We start from the raw sequence: 22,820 nt of genomic DNA, 5'->3' as shown, positions 1-22,820 counted from the left end.
TGCTATGCCGCCAAGCGCCCGTTGGCAATCGCCTCCGACGCCGCCAGCATGGCCCGCAGCAGCACCGCGCAACCTGCTGCAAGATCCTCCGGCGTGGCGTTCTCGATCTCGTTGTGGCTGATGCCATTCTCGCAAGGCACGAAGATCATCCCCGCCGGCCCCAGTTCGGCGAGGAAGATCGCGTCATGCCCTGCCCCGCTGACGATGTCCATGTGCGGCAACCCCAGCGCTTGCGCTGACTGGCGAACGGCACCGACGCAACCGCGGTCGAAGTACAGCGCCGGGAAGTCCGCCGTGGGGACCAGCTCATGGCTCAGGCCATGCTTGGCACAGGTCGTCTCGATCACTGCACGCACATCAGCGATCATCGCATCCAGCTGGTCGCCCTCCAGGTGACGAAAGTCCAGGGTCATGCGCACCTCGCCCGGGATCACGTTGCGCGAGCCGGGGTAGGCCTGCAGGCACCCGACCGTGCCGCAGGCGTGCGGCTGATGCGCGTGGGCGGTGCGGTTGACCGCTTCGACCACGGCCGCGGCGCCTACCAGGGCGTCCTTGCGCAGGTGCATCGGCGTCGGCCCGGCGTGGGCTTCGACGCCACGCAGGGTCAGGTCGAACCACTTCTGCCCCAGGGCACCGAGCACCACGCCGATGGTCTTGGCCTGGTCCTCAAGGATCGGCCCCTGTTCGATATGCGCTTCGAAATAGGCACCGACCGGGTGGCCGAGCACCGCGCGCTGGCCGGCATAGCCGATGGCGTTCAGCGCCTCGCCGACCGAAACGCCCTGGGCATCGCGCTTGGCCAGGGTTTCTTCCAGGGTGAATTTGCCGGCGAACACACCCGAGCCCATCATGCAGGGCGCGAAGCGTGAACCTTCTTCGTTGGTCCACACCACCACTTCCAGCGGTGCCTCGGTCTCGATGCCCAGGTCGTTGAGGGTACGCAGCACTTCCAGCCCGGCCATCACGCCGAAACAGCCATCGAACTTGCCGCCGGTTGGCTGGGTGTCGATATGGCTGCCGGTCATCACCGGTGGCAGCTTGGGGTTACGCCCGGGGCGGCGGGCGAAGATGTTGCCCACCGCGTCGACGCTGACGGTGCAACCAGCGGCCTCCGTCCACTGAACAAACAGGTCGCGCGCCTGGCGATCGAGGTCGGTCAGTGCCAGCCGGCACACGCCGCCCTTGGCCGTGGCGCCGAGGCGGGCAAGGTCCATCAGCGACTGCCACAGGCGTGCGCTGTCGACGTGGCGTTCGGTAGATTTCAAGACATGCTGGGATTGGCTCATGGTGTTTCTCCTCAGGCACTTTTATTGGTTTGTACTGGCGCGATCGCCGGCCCGCGCACCGCCATGCCGCCCAGGGCGTAGTACAGCACCCCGCCCAGCAGCGACCCGGTGAACCAGCCATAGTCGTAGAACCAGCTGAAACTGCTGTTGCCGATGGCCAGCACGGTCAGCGCCACCGGCAAGGCGAAGGCGGCGAAGCCCGCCCAGTTCCACGCCGGGTACACGTCGTCGCGGTACAGCCCGGCCAGGTCCAGGCGCTGGCGGCGGACCAGGAAGTAGTCCACCACCATGATCCCGGCGATCGGCCCAAGCAGGCTGGAGTAACCCAGCAACCAGTTGGAATAGACGCTCTCCAGGCTCAGGTCGGAAACGATCCAGCCAAGCTTCTTCAGCAGTTCGTGGCTCATCAGCGCCAGGCCGATGAAGCCGGTCAGCCACACGGCGCGGCTGCGCCCGATCAGGCGTGGGGCGATGTTCTGGAAGTCGTTGGTTGGCGAAACGATATTGGCGGCGGTGTTGGTCGACAGCGTGGCGATCACGATCAGCGCCATGGCCAGCGCCACCCAGCCAGGGCTGTGGATCTTGCCGATCAGGCTGACCGGGTCGGACACCGTTTCCCCCACCAGCGACGCCGAGGCGGCGGTCATCACCACCCCCAGCGAAGCGAACAGGAACATGGTCAACGGCAAGCCGAAGATCTGCCCGAGAATCTGGTCCTTCTGGCTCTTGGCATAGCGGCTGAAATCGGGAATGTTCAGCGACAAGGTGGCCCAGAAGCCGACCATGGCGGTGAGCCCGGCGCAGAAGTAACCGACCACGCTTGCCCCTTCTGGGCGCTTGGGCGGCTGCGCCAGCAGTTCGCTCATCGACATGTGCGGCAAGGCCCAGAACAGCAGGCCGAACCCGACCGCTACCAGCAGCGGTGCCGACAGTGTTTCCAGCCACTTGATCGACTCGGCGCCACGCAGCACCACCCACAGGTTCAGCGCCCAGAAGATCATGAATCCGATCACCTCGCCGGTACCTTCCAGCGCCTTCCAGCCGTCGAAGATCGAGCCGAGGAACAGGTGGATGGCCAGGCCGCCGAACATCGTCTGGATGCCGAACCAGCCGCAGGCCACCACCGCGCGGATCAGGCACGGCACGTTGGAGCCGAGGATGCCGAACGACGAGCGCAGCAACACCGGGAACGGAATGCCGTACTTGGTGCCGGGAAAGGCGTTGAGGGTCAGCGGGATCAGCACGATGAGGTTGGCCAGCAGGATCGCTAGCAGTGCCTCGCCCACGCTCAGGCCGAAGTAGGCCGTGAGCACGCCGCCGAGGGTGTAGGTGGGCACGCAGATGGACATGCCCACCCACAGCGCAGTGATGTGCCATTTGTTCCAGGTGCGCTGGTGCACCTTGGTCGGCGCGATGTCGTGGTTGTAGCGCGGGCTGTCGAGGACGTCACTGCCCGCGGACAGCTCGAACAGGCCTGCCTGCTCGATCACTTCCGATCTGCTCTGTTGCATGGGGCCTTCTCCAGATTTCTTCTAGTTGTTTGCTCATCGGGCTAACGCGATGGCCGGAGTACACACACCACCAGTACTGCTCCTCCGGTCCGGCCTGGCGGTTGTGGCCGTACTCAAATTGCGTGCCGGGTTGGCTTGCGCCTACCCGGCCGGCCGCCGCCGACCGGAGGTAAACAACTGATCTGCATAGCATTGTTGCGCGGCAGGCGCGGGCACGGTTATCCCCTCGCCTGCCGCTTGCGCCGCCGTGGGCCGGCCTTGGCCCCTGCAACAGGTTCAAACTGGTGCAGCCTGGTTTTTCAACGGCGCGGCCTGCGCCTCGAAGCCAGGAATCAAGCAGCTGATTTTGCATGGAAAATCTTGACCAATTTGGCTTCTTGTCAAGTGCGTCAAAATGGTGAAAGGCCTCACCATTTTGGTGATTTCAACAATTAATCGTTAATTATCAATTAGTTATTAGTGTCATAAGCATATAAATTATTTTCTTGAACAATCCTGAAACTGCATCTAAATTCCAATCTTGTCAGGTCTGACAGGATTAGTACGCCGCCTTCAGCCCCTGGCACATAACAACTTCAAGAACCGGCACAGACCGGTCAGCCTGCGAGGAAGACGGCATGTCCCTGTTGATCCGTGGCGCCACCGTGGTTACCCATGAAGAGAGCTATCCCGCCGATGTCCTGTGTGTCGATGGCCAGATCCGCGCCATCGGCAAAGACCTCGAAGCTCCGACCGACTGCGAGATCCTCGACGGCAGCGGCCGGTACCTGATGCCCGGCGGCATCGACCCGCACACCCACATGCAGTTGCCCTTCATGGGCACGGTCGCCAGCGAGGACTTCTTCAGCGGCACCGCCGCAGGGCTGGCCGGTGGCACCACCTCGATCATCGATTTCGTCATCCCCAACCCCCAGCAGTCGCTGCTGGAGGCCTTCCACACTTGGCGCGGCTGGGCGCAGAAAAGTGCGTCCGACTATGGTTTCCACGTCGCTATCACCTGGTGGAGCGAGCAGGTCGCCGAAGAAATGGGCGAGCTGGTGAGCAAACATGGGGTCAACAGCTTCAAGCACTTCATGGCCTACAAGAACGCCATCATGGCGGCCGACGACACCCTGGTGGCCAGCTTCGAGCGCTGCCTGCAGTTGGGCGCCGTGCCCACGGTGCATGCCGAGAACGGCGAACTGGTCTATCACCTGCAACAGAAGCTGCTGGCCCAGGGCCTGAGCGGGCCTGAGGCGCACCCGCTGTCGCGCCCGTCACAAGTCGAAGGCGAAGCCGCCAGCCGCGCCATCCGCATCGCCGAGACCATCGGCACGCCGCTTTACGTGGTGCACATCTCCAGCCGTGAAGCGCTGGACGAAATCACCTACGCCCGGGCCAAGGGCCAGCCAGTGTACGGCGAGGTGCTGCCAGGCCACCTGCTGATCGACGACAGCGTCTACCGCCACCCGGACTGGGCGACCGCCGCCGGCTATGTGATGAGCCCACCATTCCGCCCGCGCGAACATCAGGAGGCGCTGTGGCGCGGACTGCAATCGGGCAACCTGCACACCACCGCCACCGACCATTGCTGCTTCTGCGCCGAGCAGAAGGCCATGGGCCGCAACGACTTCAGCCGCATCCCCAACGGCACTGCCGGCATCGAGGACCGCATGGCGGTGCTGTGGGACGCCGGGGTCAACAGCGGTCGACTGTCGATGCACGAGTTCGTCGCGCTGACCTCGACCAACACCGCGAAGATCTTCAACCTGTTCCCGCGCAAAGGTGCCATCCGCGTCGGTGCCGACGCCGACCTGGTACTGTGGGACCCGCAGGGCACGCGTACCATTTCCGCCCAGACCCACCACCAGCGGGTCGACTTCAACATTTTCGAAGGCCGCACCGTGCGCGGCATCCCCAGCCACACCATCAGCCAGGGCAAGGTGCTCTGGGCAGATGGCGACCTGCGTGCCGAGCCGGGCGCCGGTCGTTACGTAGAGCGCCCGGCCTACCCTTCGGTGTACGAGGTGCTGGGCCGGCGCGCCGAGCAACAGCGCCCGACACCCGTTCAGCGCTGAGCTGACCCGCATTGCCGTACCAGCCCCCAGAGGCCGGGCGGCGCCGTATTGCCGTTGACTGCCACAACCAAAAAAGAAAAGAGAGGCTACAACCGTGATCGATGCCCTGAACCATTTGCCGCGCCCGCGTGCCGGCAGCGACCAACTGGCCGAGCGCTTCACCGACCTGGCCCCGCCGCTCACCGCCCGCCAGGCTGCGGTCGAGAGTGCCCGCTGCCTGTACTGCTACGACGCCCCTTGCGTGAACGCCTGCCCGAGCGAAATCGACATCCCGTCGTTCATCCACCGCATCAGCGACGAGAACCTGCAAGGCGCCGCCGAGCGTATCCTCTCGGCCAATATCCTCGGTGGCAGCTGCGCCCGCGTGTGCCCCACCGAAATCCTCTGCCAACAAGCCTGCGTGCGTAACAACGCCCAGGAATGCGCCCCGGTGCTGATCGGCCAGTTGCAGCGCTACGCCTTGGACAATGCCCACTTCAGCGAGCACCCGTTCAAGCGCTCACCCGCCACCGGCAAGCGCATCGCCGTGGTCGGTGCCGGCCCCGCCGGGCTGTCGTGTGCCCATCGCCTGGCCATGCATGGCCATGACGTGGTGGTGTTCGAGGCCTGCGAGAAAGCCGGCGGCCTCAACGAATACGGTATCGCCCGCTACAAGCTGGTGGATGACTACGCCCAGCGTGAAGTGGAATTCCTGCTCGGCATCGGCGGTATCGAGATCCGTCACGGCCAGCGCCTGGGCGCCAACCTCGGCCTGGGCGAGTTGCGCGACCAGTACGACGCAGTGTTCCTCGGCCTGGGCCTGAACGCCGTGCGCCAGCTCGGCCTGGCCGACGAAGAAGCCCCTGGCCTGCTCGCCGCCACTGCATACATCCGCGAACTGCGTCAGGCCGACGACCTGGCGCAACTGCCACTGGCCGACCGCTGCCTGGTGATCGGTGCCGGCAACACCGCCATCGACATGGCCGTGCAGATGAGCCGCCTGGGTGCCCGCGACGTCAACCTGGTGTACCGCCGTGGCCACGGCGACATGGGCGCCACCGGCCATGAGCAGGACATTGCCAAGGCCAATCAGGTGCGCTTGCACACCTGGGCCCGCCCCGATGCCGTGCTGCTCGATGACGACGGCCTTGTGTGCGGCATGCGCTTCATGCGTACCGAACTGGCCGACGACCGCCTGCGCGACACTGGCGAAACGTTCGAGCTGGCCGCCGACGCCATCTTCAAGGCCATCGGCCAGCGCTTCGACGACGCCAGCCTCGGCGACCCGGTCGCTGCGCAACTGGCGCGCGACGGCGAGCGTATCCGCGTCGATGACCACATGCGCACCAGCCTCCCAGGCGTGTACGCCGGCGGCGACTGCACCGCCCTGGGCCAGGACCTCACCGTCCAGGCCGTGCAACACGGCAAGCTGGCCGCCGAAGCCATCCATGCCCAACTCATGCTCAACGTGGAGGCAGCGTAAATGGCCGACCTGTCCATCGAATTCGCCGGCATCAAGGCGCCCAACCCCTTCTGGCTGGCCTCCGCGCCACCGACCGACAAGGCCTACAACGTGGTCCGCGCCTTCGAAGCCGGCTGGGGCGGCGTGGTCTGGAAGACCTTGGGCGAGGACCCGGCGGCGGTCAACGTGTCGTCACGTTATTCCGCGCACTACGGCCCCAACCGCCAGGTGCAGGGCATCAACAACATCGAGCTGATCACCGACCGTTCGCTGGAGATCAACCTGCGGGAAATCACTCAGGTGAAGAAGGACTGGCCCGACCGCGCACTGGTCGTGTCGCTGATGGTGCCCTGCGTGGAGGAGTCGTGGAAGTTCATCCTGCCACTGGTGGAAGCCACCGGCGCCGATGGCATCGAGCTGAACTTCGGCTGCCCCCACGGCATGCCTGAACGCGGCATGGGGGCGGCGGTCGGCCAGGTGCCGGAGTACGTGGAGATGGTCACCCGCTGGTGCAAGCTGCACTGCTCGCTGCCGGTGATCGTCAAGCTCACGCCAAACATCACCGACATTCGCCAGTCGGCCCGTGCGGCCCATCGCGGTGGCGCGGATGCGGTGTCGCTGATCAACACCATCAACTCGATCACCAGCGTCGACCTGGACCGCATGGTCGCCCACCCCATCGTTGGCGACCAGAGCACCCACGGCGGTTACTGCGGCTCGGCAGTCAAGCCGATCGCCCTGAACATGGTTGCCGAAATCGCTCGCGACCCGGAAACCCGAGGTTTGCCGATCTGCGGGATCGGCGGGATCGGCAACTGGCGCGATGCTGCCGAGTTCATCGCCCTGGGCAGCGGTGCGGTGCAAGTGTGCACGGCGGCGATGCTGCATGGCTTCCGCATCGTCGAAGACATGAAAGATGGCCTGGAACGCTGGATGGACCAGCACGGCCACCGCAACCTGGAGGCCTTCCGCGGCCAGGCCGTGGGGCACACCACTGACTGGAAGTACCTGGACATCAACTACAAGTCGGTGGCGCAGATCGACCAGGAGGCGTGCATTGGTTGCGGGCGTTGCCACATCGCCTGTGAGGACACCTCACATCAGGCGATTGCCAGCTCGCTGAAGGCAGACGGGACGCATGCCTACAGCGTGATCGAGGACGAATGCGTGGGCTGCAACCTGTGCCAGATCACCTGCCCGGTGGAGAACTGCATCGAGATGGTGCCACAGGATACCGGCAAGCCTTACCTGAACTGGACCCAGGATCCGCGCAACCCCTACCGCGAGGCCAGCTGAATACTGGCGGTCGATGGGGCTGCTTCGCAGCCCCATCCACTCATGGCTCCAGCCCGATACCGCGCAAGATCACACAGGTCACCGTCTGCACCGCACTCTCGAATGCCATGTCCGACAAAGGCTCACCCTCGTTCAGCAACATCACTTGATAACCAAAATCGGCATAGTGCTGGGTCGACGCCCAGATCATGTAGAGCAGCGCCGAAGGTTCCACCGGCAGGATGCGCCCCTCCGCCACCCAGCGACGGATCTTGTCTTCCTTGAGTTTCGCCCAAGGCACCAGGCTCTCAGCGAGGTTCACCCCCAGCACCGGTGCCCCATGCAGCATCTCCTCGGCCCAGATCTTCGAGCCCAGCGGCCGTGAACGTGAGTGGCCCATCTTGGCGCGAATGTAGCTGGTCAACACCACCCGCGGGTCATCGAAGTTCTCGAAGCACAGCGCGTCCTGTTTCCACACATCCAGCAGGTCCTGCAGCACTGCGCGGAACAACTCGTCCTTGGTGCTGAAGTAGTAGTGCAGGTTGGAGCGCGGCAGCTCGGCCTGTTCGGCAATGTCACCCATCGAGGTGGCGCCGTAGCCTTTTTCGGCGAACACCTTTTCCGCTGCGATGAGGATTTTCTCGATATTGCGACGGCGGATTTCGATCTTGTGGTTGGCCATCAGGCTTGGGCCGTCCACACAGCGAGTTCGTACCCGTCCGGGTCGATGAAGTGGAAACGCCGGCCACCCGGAAAGGCGAAGGTCGCCCGGCTGATGCTTGCCCCGGCCGCCTCGACCCGCTGTAGCGTGGCTTCCAGGTCGTCCGCATACAGGATCACCAGTGGCCCGCCCGGCCGCACCGCTTCGCCGGTGGAGAAGCCGCCGGTCAAGCGACCATCGCTGAACTCGGTGTAGGTCGGCCCGTAGTCGGTGAAGCGCCAGCCGAACACGCTGCCGTAGAAAGCCTTGCTCCGTGCGATGTCGCTGACGTTGAACTCGATGTTGTCGATCTGCCGATCGTGGCCACGAACGCTCATGCGTGCTCCTTGCCGAATGGGGTTGCCTTAGTCTACTCCGGTACGTTCACCCGATAGAATCAGGCCGCCTGAAACAACCGGGTGATTACGGGCTGATGGCGATGGCGAGCCTGCCAGATGTCATAGTCGGCCTGAATGGCCAGCCACAGCCGTGCAGTGCTGATACCTGCCATTTCCAGGCGCACTGCCAAGTCTGGCGACATGGCCGCGCGGCCATGCAGTACCCGCGAAAGCGCTTCTCGAGAAAAACCCAGATGCGCTGCGAAGTCCTTAACCGTCAGGCCAAGCGCTGGCAAGACATCCTCACGCAAGGTTTCGCCGGGATGCGGCGGATTGTGCAAAGGCATGATCAGCCCTCCTGTTCAGTGATAATCAAGGTAATCGACCAATTCGGCATCCGAACCCACGAAACGAAAGATCAACCTCCAGTTACCGGAAACACTCACTGACCAGAAGCCCGAAAGCTCACCCTTGAGCGGATGCAGTTGCCAGCCTGGCAGACTCAAGTCCTGCGCAACGATGGCGCGGTCGAGAAACTGCAGCTGCCGCTGCAAGCGTTTTGCGTGAGTGGCCTGAATACCCCGGGTGTTACCCGTTTCGTAGAAGAATCGCAGTCCCTTGTGTCGAAAACTGATGATCATGGGTAGCTCGCCGCGTCCATTTGGGAGACAGCCAGAGTGTGACCCCATGCATCACACGAAGCAAAGTATCATGTGTGACGCAATGCGTCACACACTAAGTTGATCCCTAGCCACAACGTGCCCGATCGCGCACCGGGCACTCTGCCCGGTGCAGGTTCAGCGCCGTGTTGATGATGCCGATATGGCTGAACGCCTGGGGGAAGTTGCCGAGCATGCGCTTGCCAGCAGGGTCGTACTGTTCGGCCAGCAGGCCGACGTCGTTGCATAGCCCGGTGAGCTTTTCGTACAGCGCCCGGGCCTCGGCCTCGCGCCCCAGCAGCACGTACACATCCGCCAGCCAGAACGAGCACACCAGGAACGTGCCCTCCCCCGGCGTCAGCCCGTCGCTGCAGCTGTCGCTGTCGCTGTCGTAGCGCAGCAGCAGGCCATTCTTCAGCAGGCGCTGCTCGATCTGCGCCAAGGTGCGCTGAAAGCGTGGGTCCTGGGCTGGCAGGAAACCGGTCAAGGCGATCTGCAACAGGCTGGCGTCCATCTCACTCGAACCGTAAGCCTGGACGAAGTGCTGGCCGCTGTCATCGAGCCCGCGCGCGCAGACCTCCCGATGAATCTCGTCAGCCACCTGCCGATAGTGGCGGCCATGCTCACGGCCTTCCTCGGTGGTGTCGGCCAGCCCCGCCGCACGGTCGAAGGCGACCCAGGCCATGACCTTGGAGTGGACGAAATGCTGACGGCCACCGCGCACTTCCCAGATACCTTCGTCAGGGTCGCGCCAGATGCGCTCGACATAAGGCAGGATCAGCCGGGAGATCGCCGCACTGCGCGGGTGGCGCGGCAGGCCGCCCTTGATCGCCTGGGTCATGGCATCGGCCAGTTCGCCATAGATGTCCAGCTGCACCTGTTCCGACGCGGCATTGCCGACCCGCACCGGCTGCGAGTGTTCGTAGCCGGCCAGCCAGGGCAAGGTGTACTCGGTGAGGTCGCGCTCGCCGGCCAGGCCATACATGATCTGCATCTGTTCAGGGTTGCCGGCCACCGAGCGCAGCAGCCATTCGCGCCAGGCCTGGGCTTCGTCGAAATAGCCGAGGTTCATGAACGCCAGCAAGGTCATGGTGGCGTCGCGCAGCCAGCAGAAGCGGTAATCCCAGTTGCGCTCGTGACCGATGCGTTCGGGCAGCGAGGTGGTGACCGCTGCGACGATGCCGCCGGTGGGCGCGTAGGTCATGGCCTTTAGGGTGAGCAGCGAACGGCGGACCAGGCCGGTGTAGGGGCCGACCTCGGGACAACGGTCGGCAAACGCCTGCCAGTGGGTAAGGGTGTGATGCAGCGCCTGGTCGATGTCGCAGTCGGGTTGCACCGGTAAGTGCGAGGGCTGGTGACGCATGCTGAAGAGCTGGCGCTCACCAGCCCCCACGCGAAAACGGGCGACGGTGTGGTGGTCGAGGCCGTGGGGTACCACGCTGCTGCGCAGGATCACACGATCGGGGCCGGCCACCGCGCTGAGCGTCAGCGGGTCGATTTTCTCTACCCACGGCACGCTGCGACCGTAGTCGAAGCGCAGCACCAGGTCCATTTCAAAGTTGGTCTCGCCGGACAGCCCCTCGACGATGCGCACTACCGAGTTGACCTCGTCCAGCGGCATGAAGTCGAGCACCCGGGCGCGGCCGCTGGCGGTGACCCAGGTGGTTTCCAGCACCAGAGTGTCGCCCAGGTACTGGCGGCTGCAGTGCTCGACGGGGTCGCTGGGTGCCAGGCGCCAGCGGCCGTTCTCTTCGTTGCCCAGCAGCGCGGCAAACACGGCCGGGGCGTCGAAGCGCGGCAGGCATAACCAGTCGAGCGAGCCATCGCGGCTGACCAAGGCGGCGCTGCGACAATTGCCGAGCAGGGCGTAGTCTTCGATGTGGGCGGGCATTCAACCTCCTTTATGAGGTTGCCTGTGCCGGCCTCTTCGCGGGGCAAGCCCGCTCCTACAGGGAGTTGCGTACTCCTGTAGGAGCGGGCTTGCCCCGCGAAGGGGCCCGAGCAGGCAACAAAGCACTGTCACCCCAGCTTGTGCCACTCGCGCTTGTCGCGAGTCAGCAGTTCATTGCCTTCTTCGGGGCCATCCTGCCCTGCCGGGTACTCATGCACCTCGCCCCCCTGGGCCCAGGCATCGAGAAATGGCTGTACCGCGCGCCAGCCATTCTCGATGTTGTCGGCCCGCTGGAACAAAGTCTGGTCGCCGGTCAGGCAGTCATAGATCAGTGTTTCGTAGCCCGTGGCCGGGGTCATCTTGAAGAAGTCCTTGTAGGCAAAGCCCAGTTCGATGTTCTCCATCACCAGCTCCGGCCCTGGCCGCTTGGCCTGCAGGTCGAACCACATGCCTTCGTTGGGCTGGATCTGGATCTTCAGGTAATTGGGCTTGGGCCGTTCCAGTTCCGACTCGCGAAACTGCGCGTAGGGCGCCGGCTTGAAGCAGATGGCGATCTCGGTGTCGCGTACGCTCATGCGCTTGCCGGTACGCAAGTAGAACGGCACCCCGGCCCAGCGCCAGTTGTCGATCATCACCTTGAGCGCCACGTAGGTTTCGGTCTGGCTGTCGGCTGCGACGTTGTTTTCCTGGCGATACCCCGGCAGCGGCTTGCGGCCCTGCCTGCACGCCACGTATTGGCCACGCACCGAGTTCTTCAGGGCCATCTTTGCCGACCAGGGGCGGATGGCACCGATCACCTTGGCCTTCTCGCCACGCACGGCATCGGCGCCAAACGCCGCCGGTGGCTCCATGGCCACCATCGCCAGCAGCTGGAACAGGTGGTTGGGTACCATGTCACGCAGGGCACCGGTGGTGTCATAGAACGCGCCGCGGGTCTCGACACCAACCGTCTCGGCGGCGGTGATCTGTACATGGTCGATGTAGTGGTTGTTCCAGAACGACTCGAACAGGCCGTTGGAGAAACGGCTGACCAGAATGTTCTGCACCGTTTCCTTGCCCAGGTAATGGTCGATGCGGTAGATCTGCCGCTCGCTCATCACCTTCAGCAGGCAGGCATTGAGCGCCTCGGCACTGGCCAGGTCGGTGCCGAAGGGCTTTTCCACCACCACACGTCGGAAGCCGCCGGCAGACTCGTCGAGCAGGCCGGCTGCGCCCAGGCGTTGAGCCACCTCGGGGAAGAAGCGCGGCGAAGTGGCCAGGTAAAAGATGGCGTTGCCGTGGCTGGTTTTTTCGATACGTTTGGCCAACGCCGCATAGGTCGCAGGGTCGAGAAAGTCGCCAGTCTGGTAGTCCAGACGTTTCGCCAGCCGGGCCCAGAGTTTTTCGTCCAGGCATTTGGCAGCGCCCTCGCCGCCTTTGTCGCGTTCCTGCATGAAGGCATGCAGGCGCCCGGCGAATTCATCGGCCGTGGCCGGGTTGTGGTCGACGCCGACAATGCGCAGGTTGCGGTCCAGCAAACCGTCACGGCTGAGGTTGTAAAGCGCCGGCATCAGCAGGCGCTTGACCAGGTCACCGTTGGCGCCAAACAGGAACAGCGTGCAGGGCGGAGCAGCAGGAATGGTCTGTTTGCTCATCAGTCTTTTTTCTCGACGTGGCCACCGAAGCCCAGGCGCATGGCCGAGAGAATCTTGTCGCCATAGGTGCCCTGCTGCTGACGCGAGCGGAAGCGGGCGAACAGCGCGCTGGACAGCACCGGCACCGGCACCGCTTGTTCAACGGCGGCGTCAATGGTCCAGCGACCTTCGCCGCTGTCGGACACCGAGCCACTGAACTGCGCCAGCTGTGGGTCCGCTACCAGCGCATCGGCGGTGAGGTCGAGCAGCCAGGAGGTGACCACGCTGCCACGTCGCCAGACCTCGGCGATCTCGGCCACGTTCAGGTCGAAGCGCTGGTCTTCCGGCAGCTCGTTGCCGCCCTTGCTGCGCAGCAGGTCGAAGCCTTCGGCGTAGGCCTGCATCAGGCCGTACTCGATACCGTTGTGCACCATCTTCACGTAATGCCCGGCGCCCGGTGGGCCGGCATGGATGTAGCCGTGCTCGGCACGCTGGTGCTCACCGTTGCGGCCGTGGGTACGCGGAATGTCGCCGACACCCGGTGCCAGCGCCTTGAACAGCGGTTCCAGGCGCTCGAAGACCTCCTGCTCGCCACCGATCATCATGCAGTAACCGCGGTCCAGGCCCCAGACACCGCCAGAGGTGCCGACGTCCAGGTAATGCAGGCCGCGCTTGCTCAGCTCGGCCGCACGGCGCATGTCATCCTTATAGAAGGTGTTGCCACCGTCGATGATGGCATCGCCCGGCTCCAGCAGCTCGGCCAGCTGGGCGATGGTCTGCTCGGTAGGCTCGCCCGCCGGCAGCATCACCCACACCGCGCGTGGCGCCTTGAGCTTCTGCACCAGCGCGCCGAGGTCATGGGCGCCCAGGGCGCCCTCGCGATGCAAGGTATCGACGGCATCACGGTTACGATCGTGCACCACGGTTTGGTGGCCGGCGCGCATCAGCCGCCTTGCGATATTGCCGCCCATGCGGCCCAGCCCGACGATTCCCAATTGCATGAGCCGATGCTCCCCTTTCGAAATGGATGACAAACACAGTTCAACTTTCCAGATTAGTCCAGCACGACGCCTGAGGGTTCAGCGACGAACGGCGCGACAACGTTAAACAAAAAAGTTCCCATGAGCCGAGAAAGAATTCAGAATGCGCGCCGCGTGAAGCGACTACGCTTTAACTGTCACCAGCCAAAACCGCGAGGTGTGCTCATGGGTACCTTGATGCCTGCTACTCCAACCCAGACCCTCTATGTCTCCGTGCGCCGCGATGAGCTGCGTAAACTCAAGGACGAACGTGACCAGCTGCGCCAGCAGGTTGCTCAGTTGCATATGTTGCTGGAACAGGCGCGTAGCGACGGCAAAACCGTCAGCCTCTGATTTATCCCCTCCCCGGTGGGAGCTTCCCGCTCCCACACTGCTGAAATCTCGCCCCATCATGGTGCACAACACGCTGGCCGGCCACCCGATGGCGCACGCGTAAATTAGCCCTGCCCCACCCTAGAACACCTCGGTTCACATTCGGTCACACACGCCAACGTTTGCGTCTATCTCGCGTCATAACGAAAGTGACCAATGGGTCACTTTTTTATCTCCCGCTCTCCTACACTCAGGTTTCGGCCCGCCATTTGCTCAGAGGAAGAGCGACGTAAAAAAGTCGAACTTTTGGAAACGGGGGCGTGTCAGCTACTGAGTAGGCCAAACGCAAAAGGACTTCCTTCGCACGGCCCGCCTACCCCAGCCAGTCCAATCGCCGTCGGCCGGAATGCTGATCGCGTTGTGCCTGTGCGCACGACTTCGGGGCATGGATCGCTTTACGCAACGACAAAATTCAGAGAGACCAACACGAAAGATCGCAACGGGTGCCAGCACCCTGCCAACACTTAGGGACGGAGAGAAGTATGATCAGTGCCGCTGTCGAGCCTCACGTAGATTCATTCAACCCGGACAACCGCGAACCGCTCACCCCGGACTTCGCCAAGACAGGCACGGCACCCGGCGCCCAGCGCCAGCACAACCCGAACAAGCGCAAAATCCTGTTCGTCACCTCTGAAATTGCTGATCTGGTCAAGACCGGCGGCCTCGGCGACGTGTCTGCGGCGCTGCCCCGCGCGCTGGCGCACCTGCACGATGTGCGGGTGCTGATCCCCGGCTACCGCCAAGTGATGGAAAGCGATAACCCGATTCATATCGTCGGCGAACTCGGCGGCCACGCGGCCCTGCCACCGTGCAAGATCGGCCGCATGGACATGGCCGACGGGCTGGTCATCTACGTGCTGATCTGCCCCGAGCTGTACCAACGCGACGGCACCCCCTATGGTGCCAACAATGGCCGCGACTGGCCCGACAACCATATCCGTTTCGCCCGCCTGGGCCTGGCCGCAGCCGAGATCGCGGCCGGCGAAGGCAAGATCCACTGGAAGCCCGAAGTGGTCCATGCGCATGACTGGCCCGCCGGCCTGGCGCCGGCCTACATGCACTGGCGCGGGCTGAACACGCCGACCTTGTTCACCATTCACAACCTGGCCTATCAGGGCGTCTACAGCCGCGGCTGCAGCCCAGAGCTGGCGATCCCCGACCATGCCATGCAACAGGAAGGCATGGAGTTCTACGGCAAGCTGTCGTTCCTCAAGGCCGGCCTTGCCTACTCCAGCCACATCACCACGGTCAGCGCCACCTACGCCCAGGAAATCACCACCCCGGAATTTGGCTGCGGGCTCGATGGTTTCCTGGCCAGCAAGGCCCAGCAAGGCCTGCTCGGCGGCATCCCCAACGGCATCGACGAAAGCTGGGACTCGGCCACCGACCAGCACTTGCAACACAACTTCAGCATCAATGACTGGGACGGCAAAGCTCGCAATAGCGCCGAAGTGCGCAAACTGTTCGAACTGGAGCCGTCCGAAGGGCCGCTGTTCGCCGTGGTCTCGCGGCTGGTCTACCAGAAAGGCCTGGACCTGACCCTTGGCGTTGCCGACTACATCGTCGGGCAAGGTGGGCAGATCGCGATCATCGGCCGCGGTGAGCCGGAAGAAGAGCAGGCCATGCGTGAACTGGCCCTGCGTCACCCAGGCCGCATCGGCGTGCGCATCGGCTTCAACGAAACCGACGCCCGGCGCATGTTCGCCGGCAGCGACTTCTTGCTGATGCCCTCGCGCTACGAGCCCTGCGGCCTGAGCCAGATGTACGCCCAGCGCTTTGGTTCGCTGCCGGTGGCACGCAACACCGGTGGCCTGGCCGACACCATCGAGAACGGCGTCACTGGTTTCCTGTTCGATGAGTCGACTGTCGACAGCTACCGCGAAGCCCTGAGCCGGGCGTTCTACATCTACAGCAAGAAGGACCTGCTCAATGCCATGCGCTGCCTGTCGATGACCCAGCCGTTCAACTGGTGCCAGGCAGTGGAGCCCTACGCGCGCCTCTACGAGGACCTGGTCAAGCAGGCACACCTGAGCCACTACTGAGCGGGGGTCGAAGATGCACAGGCATGGCGCACACCTGCTCGACGCCACGTCGGCGCGCTTCGCCCTATGGGCGCCCGATGCGCGCAGCGTGAGCCTGGAACTGGAGCAGCAGCCGGCCATCGAGCTGCTGCCCGATGGCGACGGCTGGTACACGGGAGTTGCCCCGTGCCAGGCCGGTGACCGCTACCACTACCGTATCGACGGCAAGCTGCAGGTAGCCGACCCGGCGTCGCGCTACCAGCCCGAAGGGGTGCACGGGCCGAGCCAGGTCGTGGACACCGGCGCCTACGCCTGGCAGCACCCCTGGCAAGGGCGGCCGTGGCATGAAGCGGTAATCATGGAGCTGCACGTCGGCGTGCTCGAAGGCTATCCAGGTGTCGCCCGGCAGTTGCCGCGGCTGGCCGAACTGGGCATCAGTGCCATCGAGCTGATGCCCCTGGGCCAGTTCCCCGGCGAGCGCAACTGGGGCTATGACGGTGTGCTGCCCTATGCGCCGCAGCACACCTATGGCAGCCCCGAGCAACTGTGCGCACTGGTGGACCGCGCCCACGGCCTGGGGCTGATGGTGCTGGTAGATGTGGTCTACAACCACTTCGGCCCGGACGGCAACTACCTGCACCAGTACGCCAGCCCGTTCTTCCGCGAAGACCGCCAGACGCCTTGGGGCGCGGCCATCGATTTTCGCCGCCGCGAGGTGCGCGATTACTTCATCCAGAACGCCCTGATGTGGCTGTGCGACTACCGCTGCGACGGCCTTCGCCTGGATGCCGTGCACGCCATCGACCAACCCGACTTCCTCATCGAACTGGCGCAGCGGGTGCGCGCCGCCGTCGAGCCCGGCCGGCATGTGTGGCTGGTGCTGGAGAATGAGCACAACCAGGCCACGCTGCTCGAACAGGGTTTCGATGCCCAGTGGAACGACGATGGCCACAACGCCCTGCATGTGCTGCTGACCGGGGAAACCGAAGGGTACTACGCCGACTACCAGGAAAAACCCATCGACAAACTGGCCCGCTGCCTGTCCGAAGGCTTCGTGTTCCAGGGCCAGGCCAACCGCCACGGCACGCCACGCGGCGAACCCAGCGGGCACCTGGCGCCAAGTGCCTTCGTGCTGTTCCTGCAGAACCATGACCAGGTCGGCAACCGTGCCCTGGGCGAACGCCTGACGCGCCTGTGCCCGCCTGCGGCCCTGCGTGCGGCCACCGGCCTGTTGCTGCTGGCGCCGATGATCCCGTTGCTGTTCATGGGCGATGACGATGGCAGTTGCCGGCCGTTCCTGTTCTTCACCGACTTCCACGACGACCTGGCCGACGCCGTGCGCGAGGGCCGGCGCGGCGAATTCGCCCACTTCAAGGCATTCGCCGACCACGAGCAACGCGAACACATACCCGACCCCAATGCCGAACAGACCTTTGAGGCATCGCGGCCGCAAAACAAGGAAGTCATCGCCGGCTGGCACGGCCTTTATCAGCAGCTGCTCGACCTGCGCCGGCGCCATGTCATCCCCCACCTGCCCGGCAGCCGCGCCCTGGGCGCCGAGGTGCTGGGCGACAAGGCGCTCACTGCGCGCTGGCAGCTAGGCGATGGCAGCACCCTGCGCATCGACCTGAACCTGGCCGCCGCGCCCCAGGCGGTCGCCCTGCCCGCCGTCGAGCGGCGCCTGTTCGACAGCAGCGACACCACTCACCCCGACACTGCGCTGTCCGCCCACAGCTGTGTGGTCAGCCTGCTATCACCTGGCCAGGAGCGCCCATGAGCGAAACCGCCTTGCACCGACTGGCCGCCCGCGTCGGGCTGGCCCGCGACTGGATCGACGCCAACAACCGGCCACAACAGGTCAGCGACGAGGTGCTGCGCAAGGTCCTCGACGGCCTGGGCCACCCCGCCGGCGACGAGCCTGCCATCCAGGCCAGCCTGCGCGCCGTGGAAGCCGCCGAAGACGCCGAACACCTGCCCCCGCTGATCACCGCCGAACTTGACCAGCCGCTGCCCTTGCGCCGCTACTTCCCGCCGGGCAGCGCCGTGCGCTGTACCCTGGAAAGCAACCGCCTGCAGTACCTGACCCTCGATGCCCAAGGCAACCTGCCCGGCGGCCTGCCGGTCGGCTATCACCTGCTGCAGATCAACGAACGCAGCTTCACCCTGGCCGTGGCACCGCCGCGCTGCCACAGCCTGGCAGACGCGGTCGCCGAACCGTCGCCGCGCTGCTGGGGCCTGGCGGTGCAGCTCTACAGCCTGCGACGCAGCGGCGATGGTGGCTACGGCGACTGCCTGGCCCTGGAACAACTGGCGCGCAGCGCCGCCGAGCGCGGTGCCGATGCCCTGGCGATCAGCCCGATCCACGCGCTTTCGGCCGTCGATCAGCAATACTACAGCCCCTACTCGCCGTCCAGCCGCCTGTTGCTCAACACCCTGTACGCCAGCCCCTCCGCGCTGCTGGGCGAGCGTGCCGTGCGCATGGCGATCGAGGCCTGTGGCCTGGAGCAAGTGCTCGAAGACCTGGAGCAGCGCCCGCTGGTGGACTGGCCCCGAGCCGCCGACGCTCGCCTGCGCCTGCTCGAAGCGCTGTACCAGGATTTCAGCCAGGCCGACCACCCGCTGCGCAAGGACTTCGACAGCTTCCGTAAGGCACGTGGCCAGGCCCTGGAACATCACTGCCGCTTTGAAGTGCTGCAGGCGCAAGCCGTCGAGCATGGCCTGGGCGCCGACTGGCGCAACTGGCCCAGCGCCTGGCACGACCCGTACCACCCGGAAGTCGAGGCCTTCGCCAACGCCTACCCGGCCAAGGTCGAGTTCCATGCCTTCTGTCAGTGGCTGACCGAGCGCAGCCTGCAACGCGCCCAGCACGCCGCACGTAGCAACGGCATGGCGGTCGGCCTGATCGCCGACCTGGCCGTTGGAGCCGATGGTGCCGGCAGCCAGGCCTGGAGCCGCCAGGACGAGCTGCTGGCCAACCTCAAGGTCGGCGCGCCGCCCGACATCCTCAATCGCTCGGGCCAGGACTGGGGCATCTGCGCTTTCTCCCCCGAGGGCCTCAAGCGCAACGGCTACCGCGCCTTCATCGAGATGCTGCGGGCCAACCTGGCCCATGCCGGCGGCCTGCGCATCGACCATGTCATGGGCCTGCGCCGTCTGTGGCTGATTCCCCGGGGCTGCAAGCCTGCCGAGGGCGCCTACCTCAACTACCCGCAGGAAGACCTGCTGCGCCTGCTGGCCCTGGAGTCGGTGCGCCACCAGGCGATCATCCTCGGCGAAGACCTCGGCACCGTGCCCGAGGGCCTGCGCGAACAGCTGGCGGCCAAGGCCGTGCTGGGCATGCGCGTGCTGCCTTTCGAGCAGACCCAGCCCGGCCACTTCAAGCCGATTCTCGACTGGCCGGACGACGCCCTGGCCACCACCGGCACTCACGACCTGGCGCCGCTGGCCGGCTGGCTGCAAAGCCGCGACATCGACTGGAGCCAGCGCCTGCATCTGATCGACGCCGCCACCGAACTGCACTGGCGCCATACAAGGCAGAAGGAATGCGAAGGCCTGCGCCGCACCCTGGAAGCCAACTATGGCCCGCAAGAGGACAATGACGCCTTGATCGATGCCGCCATCCGCTACGTAGGCCACACCCGCGCGCCGTTGGTGCTGATCCCGCTGGAAGACCTGCTCGGCAGCGACGAGCAACCTAACTTGCCCGGGACTACCAGCGGCCACCCCAACTGGCGTCGGCGCTTCGCCGCGCCGGTGCGCGAGCTGCTCGACGACGAAGATGCCGCACGGCGCCTGGAGCTGCTGGCCCAGGCCCGTGAGCAAGCCTGGGAGCGCGACCGATGAAGCCATTGACCGCGACCCTGCGCCTGCAATTTCACAGCGACTTCACCCTCGATGACGCCGTGCCACTGGTGCCGTATTTTGCCCAGCTGGGCATCAGCCACCTGTATGCCTCGCCCATCCTCAAGGCCCGCGCCGGCTCGCGCCACGGTTACGACGTGGTCGACCCGACCTGCGTCAACCCCGAGCTGGGTGGCGAGGCCGCGTTGCAACGGCTGGTGGCTGCGCTGCGCCAGCACGGCATGGGGCTGATCCTCGACACGGTGTCCAACCACATGGCCGTGGGCGGCGCCGACAACCCCTGGTGGCAGAGCCTGCTGGCCTGGGGCCGGCGCAGCCCCTACGCGGAGTTCTTCGACATCCAGTGGCACTCCAGCGACCCACTGCTGGCCGGGCAGTTGCTGCTGCCGTTCCTTGGCAGCGACTATGGCGCGGCGCTGAAGAACGGTGAAATCCCGCTGCAATTCGACAAGCCATCGGGCCTGCTGCAGATCGCCCACTACCAGCACCGCTTCCCCATCTGCCCGCTGGACTATGGCTGGATACTGGCGCAGAGCCCCGAGCCTGCACTAAAGGCCCTGGCCGAGCATTTCACCGCGCTGCGCGATGCGCCTGAGCCACTGGCAGACGCCCTGCCCCTGCACGCCGAACTGGCACGCCTGGTGCGCGAAGGCGCGGACCTGGAATCGGCCCTGATCGCCTTCGACAGCCGCAGCGAAAACGGCTTCAAGCGCCTGCACTTGCTGCTCGAACGCCAGACCTACCGCCTGGCCAGTTGGCGCACCGCCGCCGATGACATCAACTGGCGGCGCTTCTTCGACATCAACGAACTCGGCGGCCTGCGGGTGGAGCGTGCCGTGGTGTTCGAGGCGACCCACGCCAAGCTGTTCGAACTGATCGAGCGCGGCCTGGTGGACGGCCTGCGCATCGACCATATCGACGGCCTGGCCGACCCGCGCGGGTACTGCCGCAAGCTGCGTCGCCGGGTCGACAGCCTGCTTGCCAGGCGCCCGTTGCAGGCCGCGCTGGAGCACTTCCCGATCTACGTGGAAAAGATCCTCGGCACCGACGAACACCTGCACCGCGACTGGCTTACCGACGGCACCACCGGCTACGAGTTCATGAACCAGGTCTCGCTGCTGCAGCACGACCCGGCCGGCGAAACGCCGCTGACCGAGCTGTGGGCCACCGTCAGCGAACGCCCCGACTTCGCCGAGGAAGTGCGCCTGGCGCGCCACCTGGTGCTCAACGCCAGCCTGGCCGGCGACTGCGAATCCGTGGCCCAGGCCCTGCTGCAGGTCGCCCGCGACGACCTGATGACCCGCGACCTGACCCTCGGCGCGATCCGCCGCGCACTGCAGGCGCTGGTTGCGCATTACCCTGTCTATCGCACCTACTTCAACGCCTGCGGACGCCCGGCAGAGGACGAACGCTTCTTCCAACAGGCCCTGGCCAATGCCCGCAGGGACCTGGGTGAAGCCGACTGGCCACTGCTCGACCAGCTTGAGCAATGGCTTGGTGGCCAGCCTTGGCGCCAGATGGCCCCGGGCCGGCCGCGCAAGCACCTGCGCCATGCCTGTGTGCGCTTCCAGCAGCTCACCGCCCCCAGTGCCGCCAAGGCCGTGGAGGACACCGCCTTCTATCGTTCGGCGCGGCTGTTGTCGCGCAACGATGTCGGCTTCGAGGCCGAGCGCTTCAGCGCCGGCACCGAGCATTTCCATAACGAGGCCCAGCGTCGCCTGCGCGACTTCCCCGACAACCTGCTCGCCACCGCCACCCACGACCACAAGCGTGGCGAAGACAGCCGCGCGCGCCTGGCTGTACTGAGCGAGCGCGGCCCATGGTTGGCCAGTCGTGTCGAGCACTGGCGCGAGCTGGCTGCACCGCTGCGCGAGCAACTGGACGACGGTGTGGCACCCAGCCCCGGCGACGAACTGCTGCTGTTGCAGACGTTGCTGGGCAGCTGGCCACTGACCCTCGACCTGCACGACGACAACGCGCTGCGCCAGTACGCCGAACGCATCCGCCAATGGCAACAGAAGGCCCTGCGCGAAGCCAAGCTGCGCAGCAGCTGGAGCGCGCCGAACGAGGCCTATGAAGCGGCCTGCGCCGCCTATGTCGACGGACTGCTGCTGGATCGGGAAAACCAGCAGCTGCGCCAGTCGCTGGCGGATGCTGCACAACTGATCGCCTGCCCCGGCGCCCTCAACGGCCTGGTCCAGAGCCTGCTGCGCATGACCGTGCCGGGTGTGCCCGATCTGTACCAGGGCAACGAGTACTGGGATTTCAGCCTGGTCGACCCGGACAACCGCCGCGCCGTGGACTACGCTTGCAGGCGCCGCACCCTGGACGATGCCACCGCGCCCGCCGAGCTACTGGCGCAATGGCGCGACGGCCGCATCAAGCAGGCCCTGATCGCCCGGGTGCTGGACTGCCGCCAGGCCAATGCCGAGCTGTTCCGCCGCGGCGCCTATCTGCCGCTGAACGTGCAGGGCCGGCATGCCGAGCAGGTCATCGCCTTCGCCCGCCTGGGTGAAAGCCAACGCGCCATCGTTATCGCCCCGCGCCTGGCCAGCGGCCTGCTCGGCGGCGCCACTACACCGTTGATCCCGGCACAGAACTGGGACGACACCCGGGTGATCCTGCCGTTTGCCTTGTCGCCTGCCACTTGGACTGGACTTTTCGGTACAGCCGCTGTCAGCCCTACAAAGGAGCTGATGTTGAGCGCGGTTCTGTCGCAATTTCCGCTCAACCTGTTGATTGAACATGCATAGCA

17 protein-coding genes are annotated in these 22,820 nt (G+C 65.2%); 8 read left to right on the top strand and 9 right to left on the bottom strand.

The window, feature by feature from the left end; translation table 11 throughout:
- Positions 1 to 2: 2 nt before the first annotated feature.
- A complete protein-coding gene (locus tag BGP85_RS01090) occupies positions 3 to 1,286 on the bottom strand; it encodes a Zn-dependent hydrolase (protein WP_103448086.1) in 1,284 nt (427 codons plus the stop codon).
- An 11-nt stretch (positions 1,287 to 1,297) separates the two neighbouring features.
- On the bottom strand, positions 1,298 to 2,797 hold the full coding sequence (locus BGP85_RS01085) for an NCS1 family nucleobase:cation symporter-1 (protein ID WP_103448087.1): 1,500 nt from the start codon (positions 2,795 to 2,797) through the stop codon (positions 1,298 to 1,300).
- A 617-nt stretch (positions 2,798 to 3,414) separates the two neighbouring features.
- Between BGP85_RS01085 and hydA the strand changes: the two genes are divergently transcribed.
- The 3 genes from hydA (at position 3,415) to preA (ending at position 7,591) form a co-directional block, all read left to right on the top strand.
- On the top strand, positions 3,415 to 4,854 hold the full coding sequence (gene hydA / locus BGP85_RS01080) for a dihydropyrimidinase (protein WP_103448088.1): 1,440 nt from the start codon (positions 3,415 to 3,417) through the stop codon (positions 4,852 to 4,854).
- Positions 4,855 to 4,948: 94 nt separating this feature from the next.
- Positions 4,949 to 6,316 (top strand): NAD(P)-dependent oxidoreductase, encoded by a 1,368-nt coding sequence (locus tag BGP85_RS01075; protein WP_103448089.1) that lies wholly within the window; start codon positions 4,949 to 4,951, stop codon positions 6,314 to 6,316.
- On the top strand, positions 6,317 to 7,591 hold the full coding sequence (gene preA, locus BGP85_RS01070; protein WP_103448090.1) for an NAD-dependent dihydropyrimidine dehydrogenase subunit PreA: 1,275 nt from the start codon (positions 6,317 to 6,319) through the stop codon (positions 7,589 to 7,591). It abuts the gene before it with no gap.
- Positions 7,592 to 7,631: 40 nt separating this feature from the next.
- Here preA and BGP85_RS01065 read toward each other — a convergent pair whose 3' ends face one another.
- From BGP85_RS01065 to gnd, 7 genes are all read right to left on the bottom strand, one after another.
- Positions 7,632 to 8,252, bottom strand: coding sequence for a TetR/AcrR family transcriptional regulator (locus BGP85_RS01065; RefSeq protein WP_103448289.1), 621 nt, complete (start codon positions 8,250 to 8,252; stop codon positions 7,632 to 7,634).
- Positions 8,252 to 8,608 carry a VOC family protein gene (locus BGP85_RS01060; RefSeq protein WP_103448091.1) on the bottom strand — a complete coding sequence of 119 codons (357 nt, stop codon included), beginning with the start codon at positions 8,606 to 8,608 and terminating at the stop codon, positions 8,252 to 8,254. The genes BGP85_RS01065 and BGP85_RS01060 overlap by 1 nt, the downstream gene beginning before the upstream one ends.
- Before the next feature lie 59 nt (positions 8,609 to 8,667).
- The gene (locus BGP85_RS01055; RefSeq protein ID WP_103448092.1) at positions 8,668 to 8,955 is read right to left on the bottom strand and encodes a HigA family addiction module antitoxin; all 288 of its coding nucleotides are present in this window, start codon (positions 8,953 to 8,955) and stop codon (positions 8,668 to 8,670) included.
- Between the two features lie 15 nt (positions 8,956 to 8,970).
- Positions 8,971 to 9,249 (bottom strand): type II toxin-antitoxin system RelE/ParE family toxin, encoded by a 279-nt coding sequence (locus BGP85_RS01050; RefSeq protein WP_103448093.1) that lies wholly within the window; start codon positions 9,247 to 9,249, stop codon positions 8,971 to 8,973.
- A 106-nt stretch (positions 9,250 to 9,355) separates the two neighbouring features.
- A complete protein-coding gene (locus BGP85_RS01045; protein WP_103448094.1) occupies positions 9,356 to 11,158 on the bottom strand; it encodes a glycoside hydrolase family 15 protein in 1,803 nt (600 codons plus the stop codon).
- Positions 11,159 to 11,286: 128 nt separating this feature from the next.
- Positions 11,287 to 12,792 carry a glucose-6-phosphate dehydrogenase gene (zwf, locus tag BGP85_RS01040; protein WP_103448095.1) on the bottom strand — a complete coding sequence of 502 codons (1,506 nt, stop codon included), beginning with the start codon at positions 12,790 to 12,792 and terminating at the stop codon, positions 11,287 to 11,289.
- A complete protein-coding gene (gene gnd / locus BGP85_RS01035) occupies positions 12,792 to 13,772 on the bottom strand; it encodes a phosphogluconate dehydrogenase (NAD(+)-dependent, decarboxylating) (RefSeq protein WP_103448096.1) in 981 nt (326 codons plus the stop codon). Before gnd ends, zwf begins: the two co-directional genes overlap by 1 nt.
- Positions 13,773 to 13,976: 204 nt before the next feature.
- Here gnd and BGP85_RS28810 point away from each other — a divergent pair, with 204 nt between their 5' ends.
- The 5 genes from BGP85_RS28810 to BGP85_RS01015 all read left to right on the top strand — a co-directional run bounded on the left by BGP85_RS28810 (position 13,977) and on the right by BGP85_RS01015 (position 22,818).
- On the top strand, positions 13,977 to 14,144 hold the full coding sequence (locus BGP85_RS28810) for a DUF6026 family protein (protein WP_165837327.1): 168 nt from the start codon (positions 13,977 to 13,979) through the stop codon (positions 14,142 to 14,144).
- Between the two features lie 521 nt (positions 14,145 to 14,665).
- Complete coding sequence (gene glgA / locus BGP85_RS01030; protein ID WP_103448097.1) at positions 14,666 to 16,225, top strand: glycogen synthase GlgA; 1,560 nt, start codon at positions 14,666 to 14,668, stop codon at positions 16,223 to 16,225.
- A gap of 13 nt (positions 16,226 to 16,238) precedes the next feature.
- On the top strand, positions 16,239 to 17,981 hold the full coding sequence (gene treZ / locus BGP85_RS01025) for a malto-oligosyltrehalose trehalohydrolase (protein WP_103448098.1): 1,743 nt from the start codon (positions 16,239 to 16,241) through the stop codon (positions 17,979 to 17,981).
- The gene (gene malQ, locus BGP85_RS01020) at positions 17,978 to 20,047 is read left to right on the top strand and encodes a 4-alpha-glucanotransferase (RefSeq protein ID WP_103448099.1); all 2,070 of its coding nucleotides are present in this window, start codon (positions 17,978 to 17,980) and stop codon (positions 20,045 to 20,047) included. Before treZ ends, malQ begins: the two co-directional genes overlap by 4 nt.
- Positions 20,044 to 22,818, top strand: a complete 2,775-nt coding sequence (locus BGP85_RS01015; protein WP_103448100.1) for a malto-oligosyltrehalose synthase — start codon at positions 20,044 to 20,046, stop codon at positions 22,816 to 22,818. Before malQ ends, BGP85_RS01015 begins: the two co-directional genes overlap by 4 nt.
- The last annotated feature ends 2 nt before the right edge of the window (positions 22,819 to 22,820 follow it).

Origin of the sequence: Pseudomonas putida (assembly GCF_002906855.1) — a bacterium.
In the GTDB taxonomy this organism is placed as follows: domain Bacteria; phylum Pseudomonadota; class Gammaproteobacteria; order Pseudomonadales; family Pseudomonadaceae; genus Aquipseudomonas; species Aquipseudomonas putida_N.
This window is presented reverse-complemented; position numbering and strand designations above follow the sequence as displayed.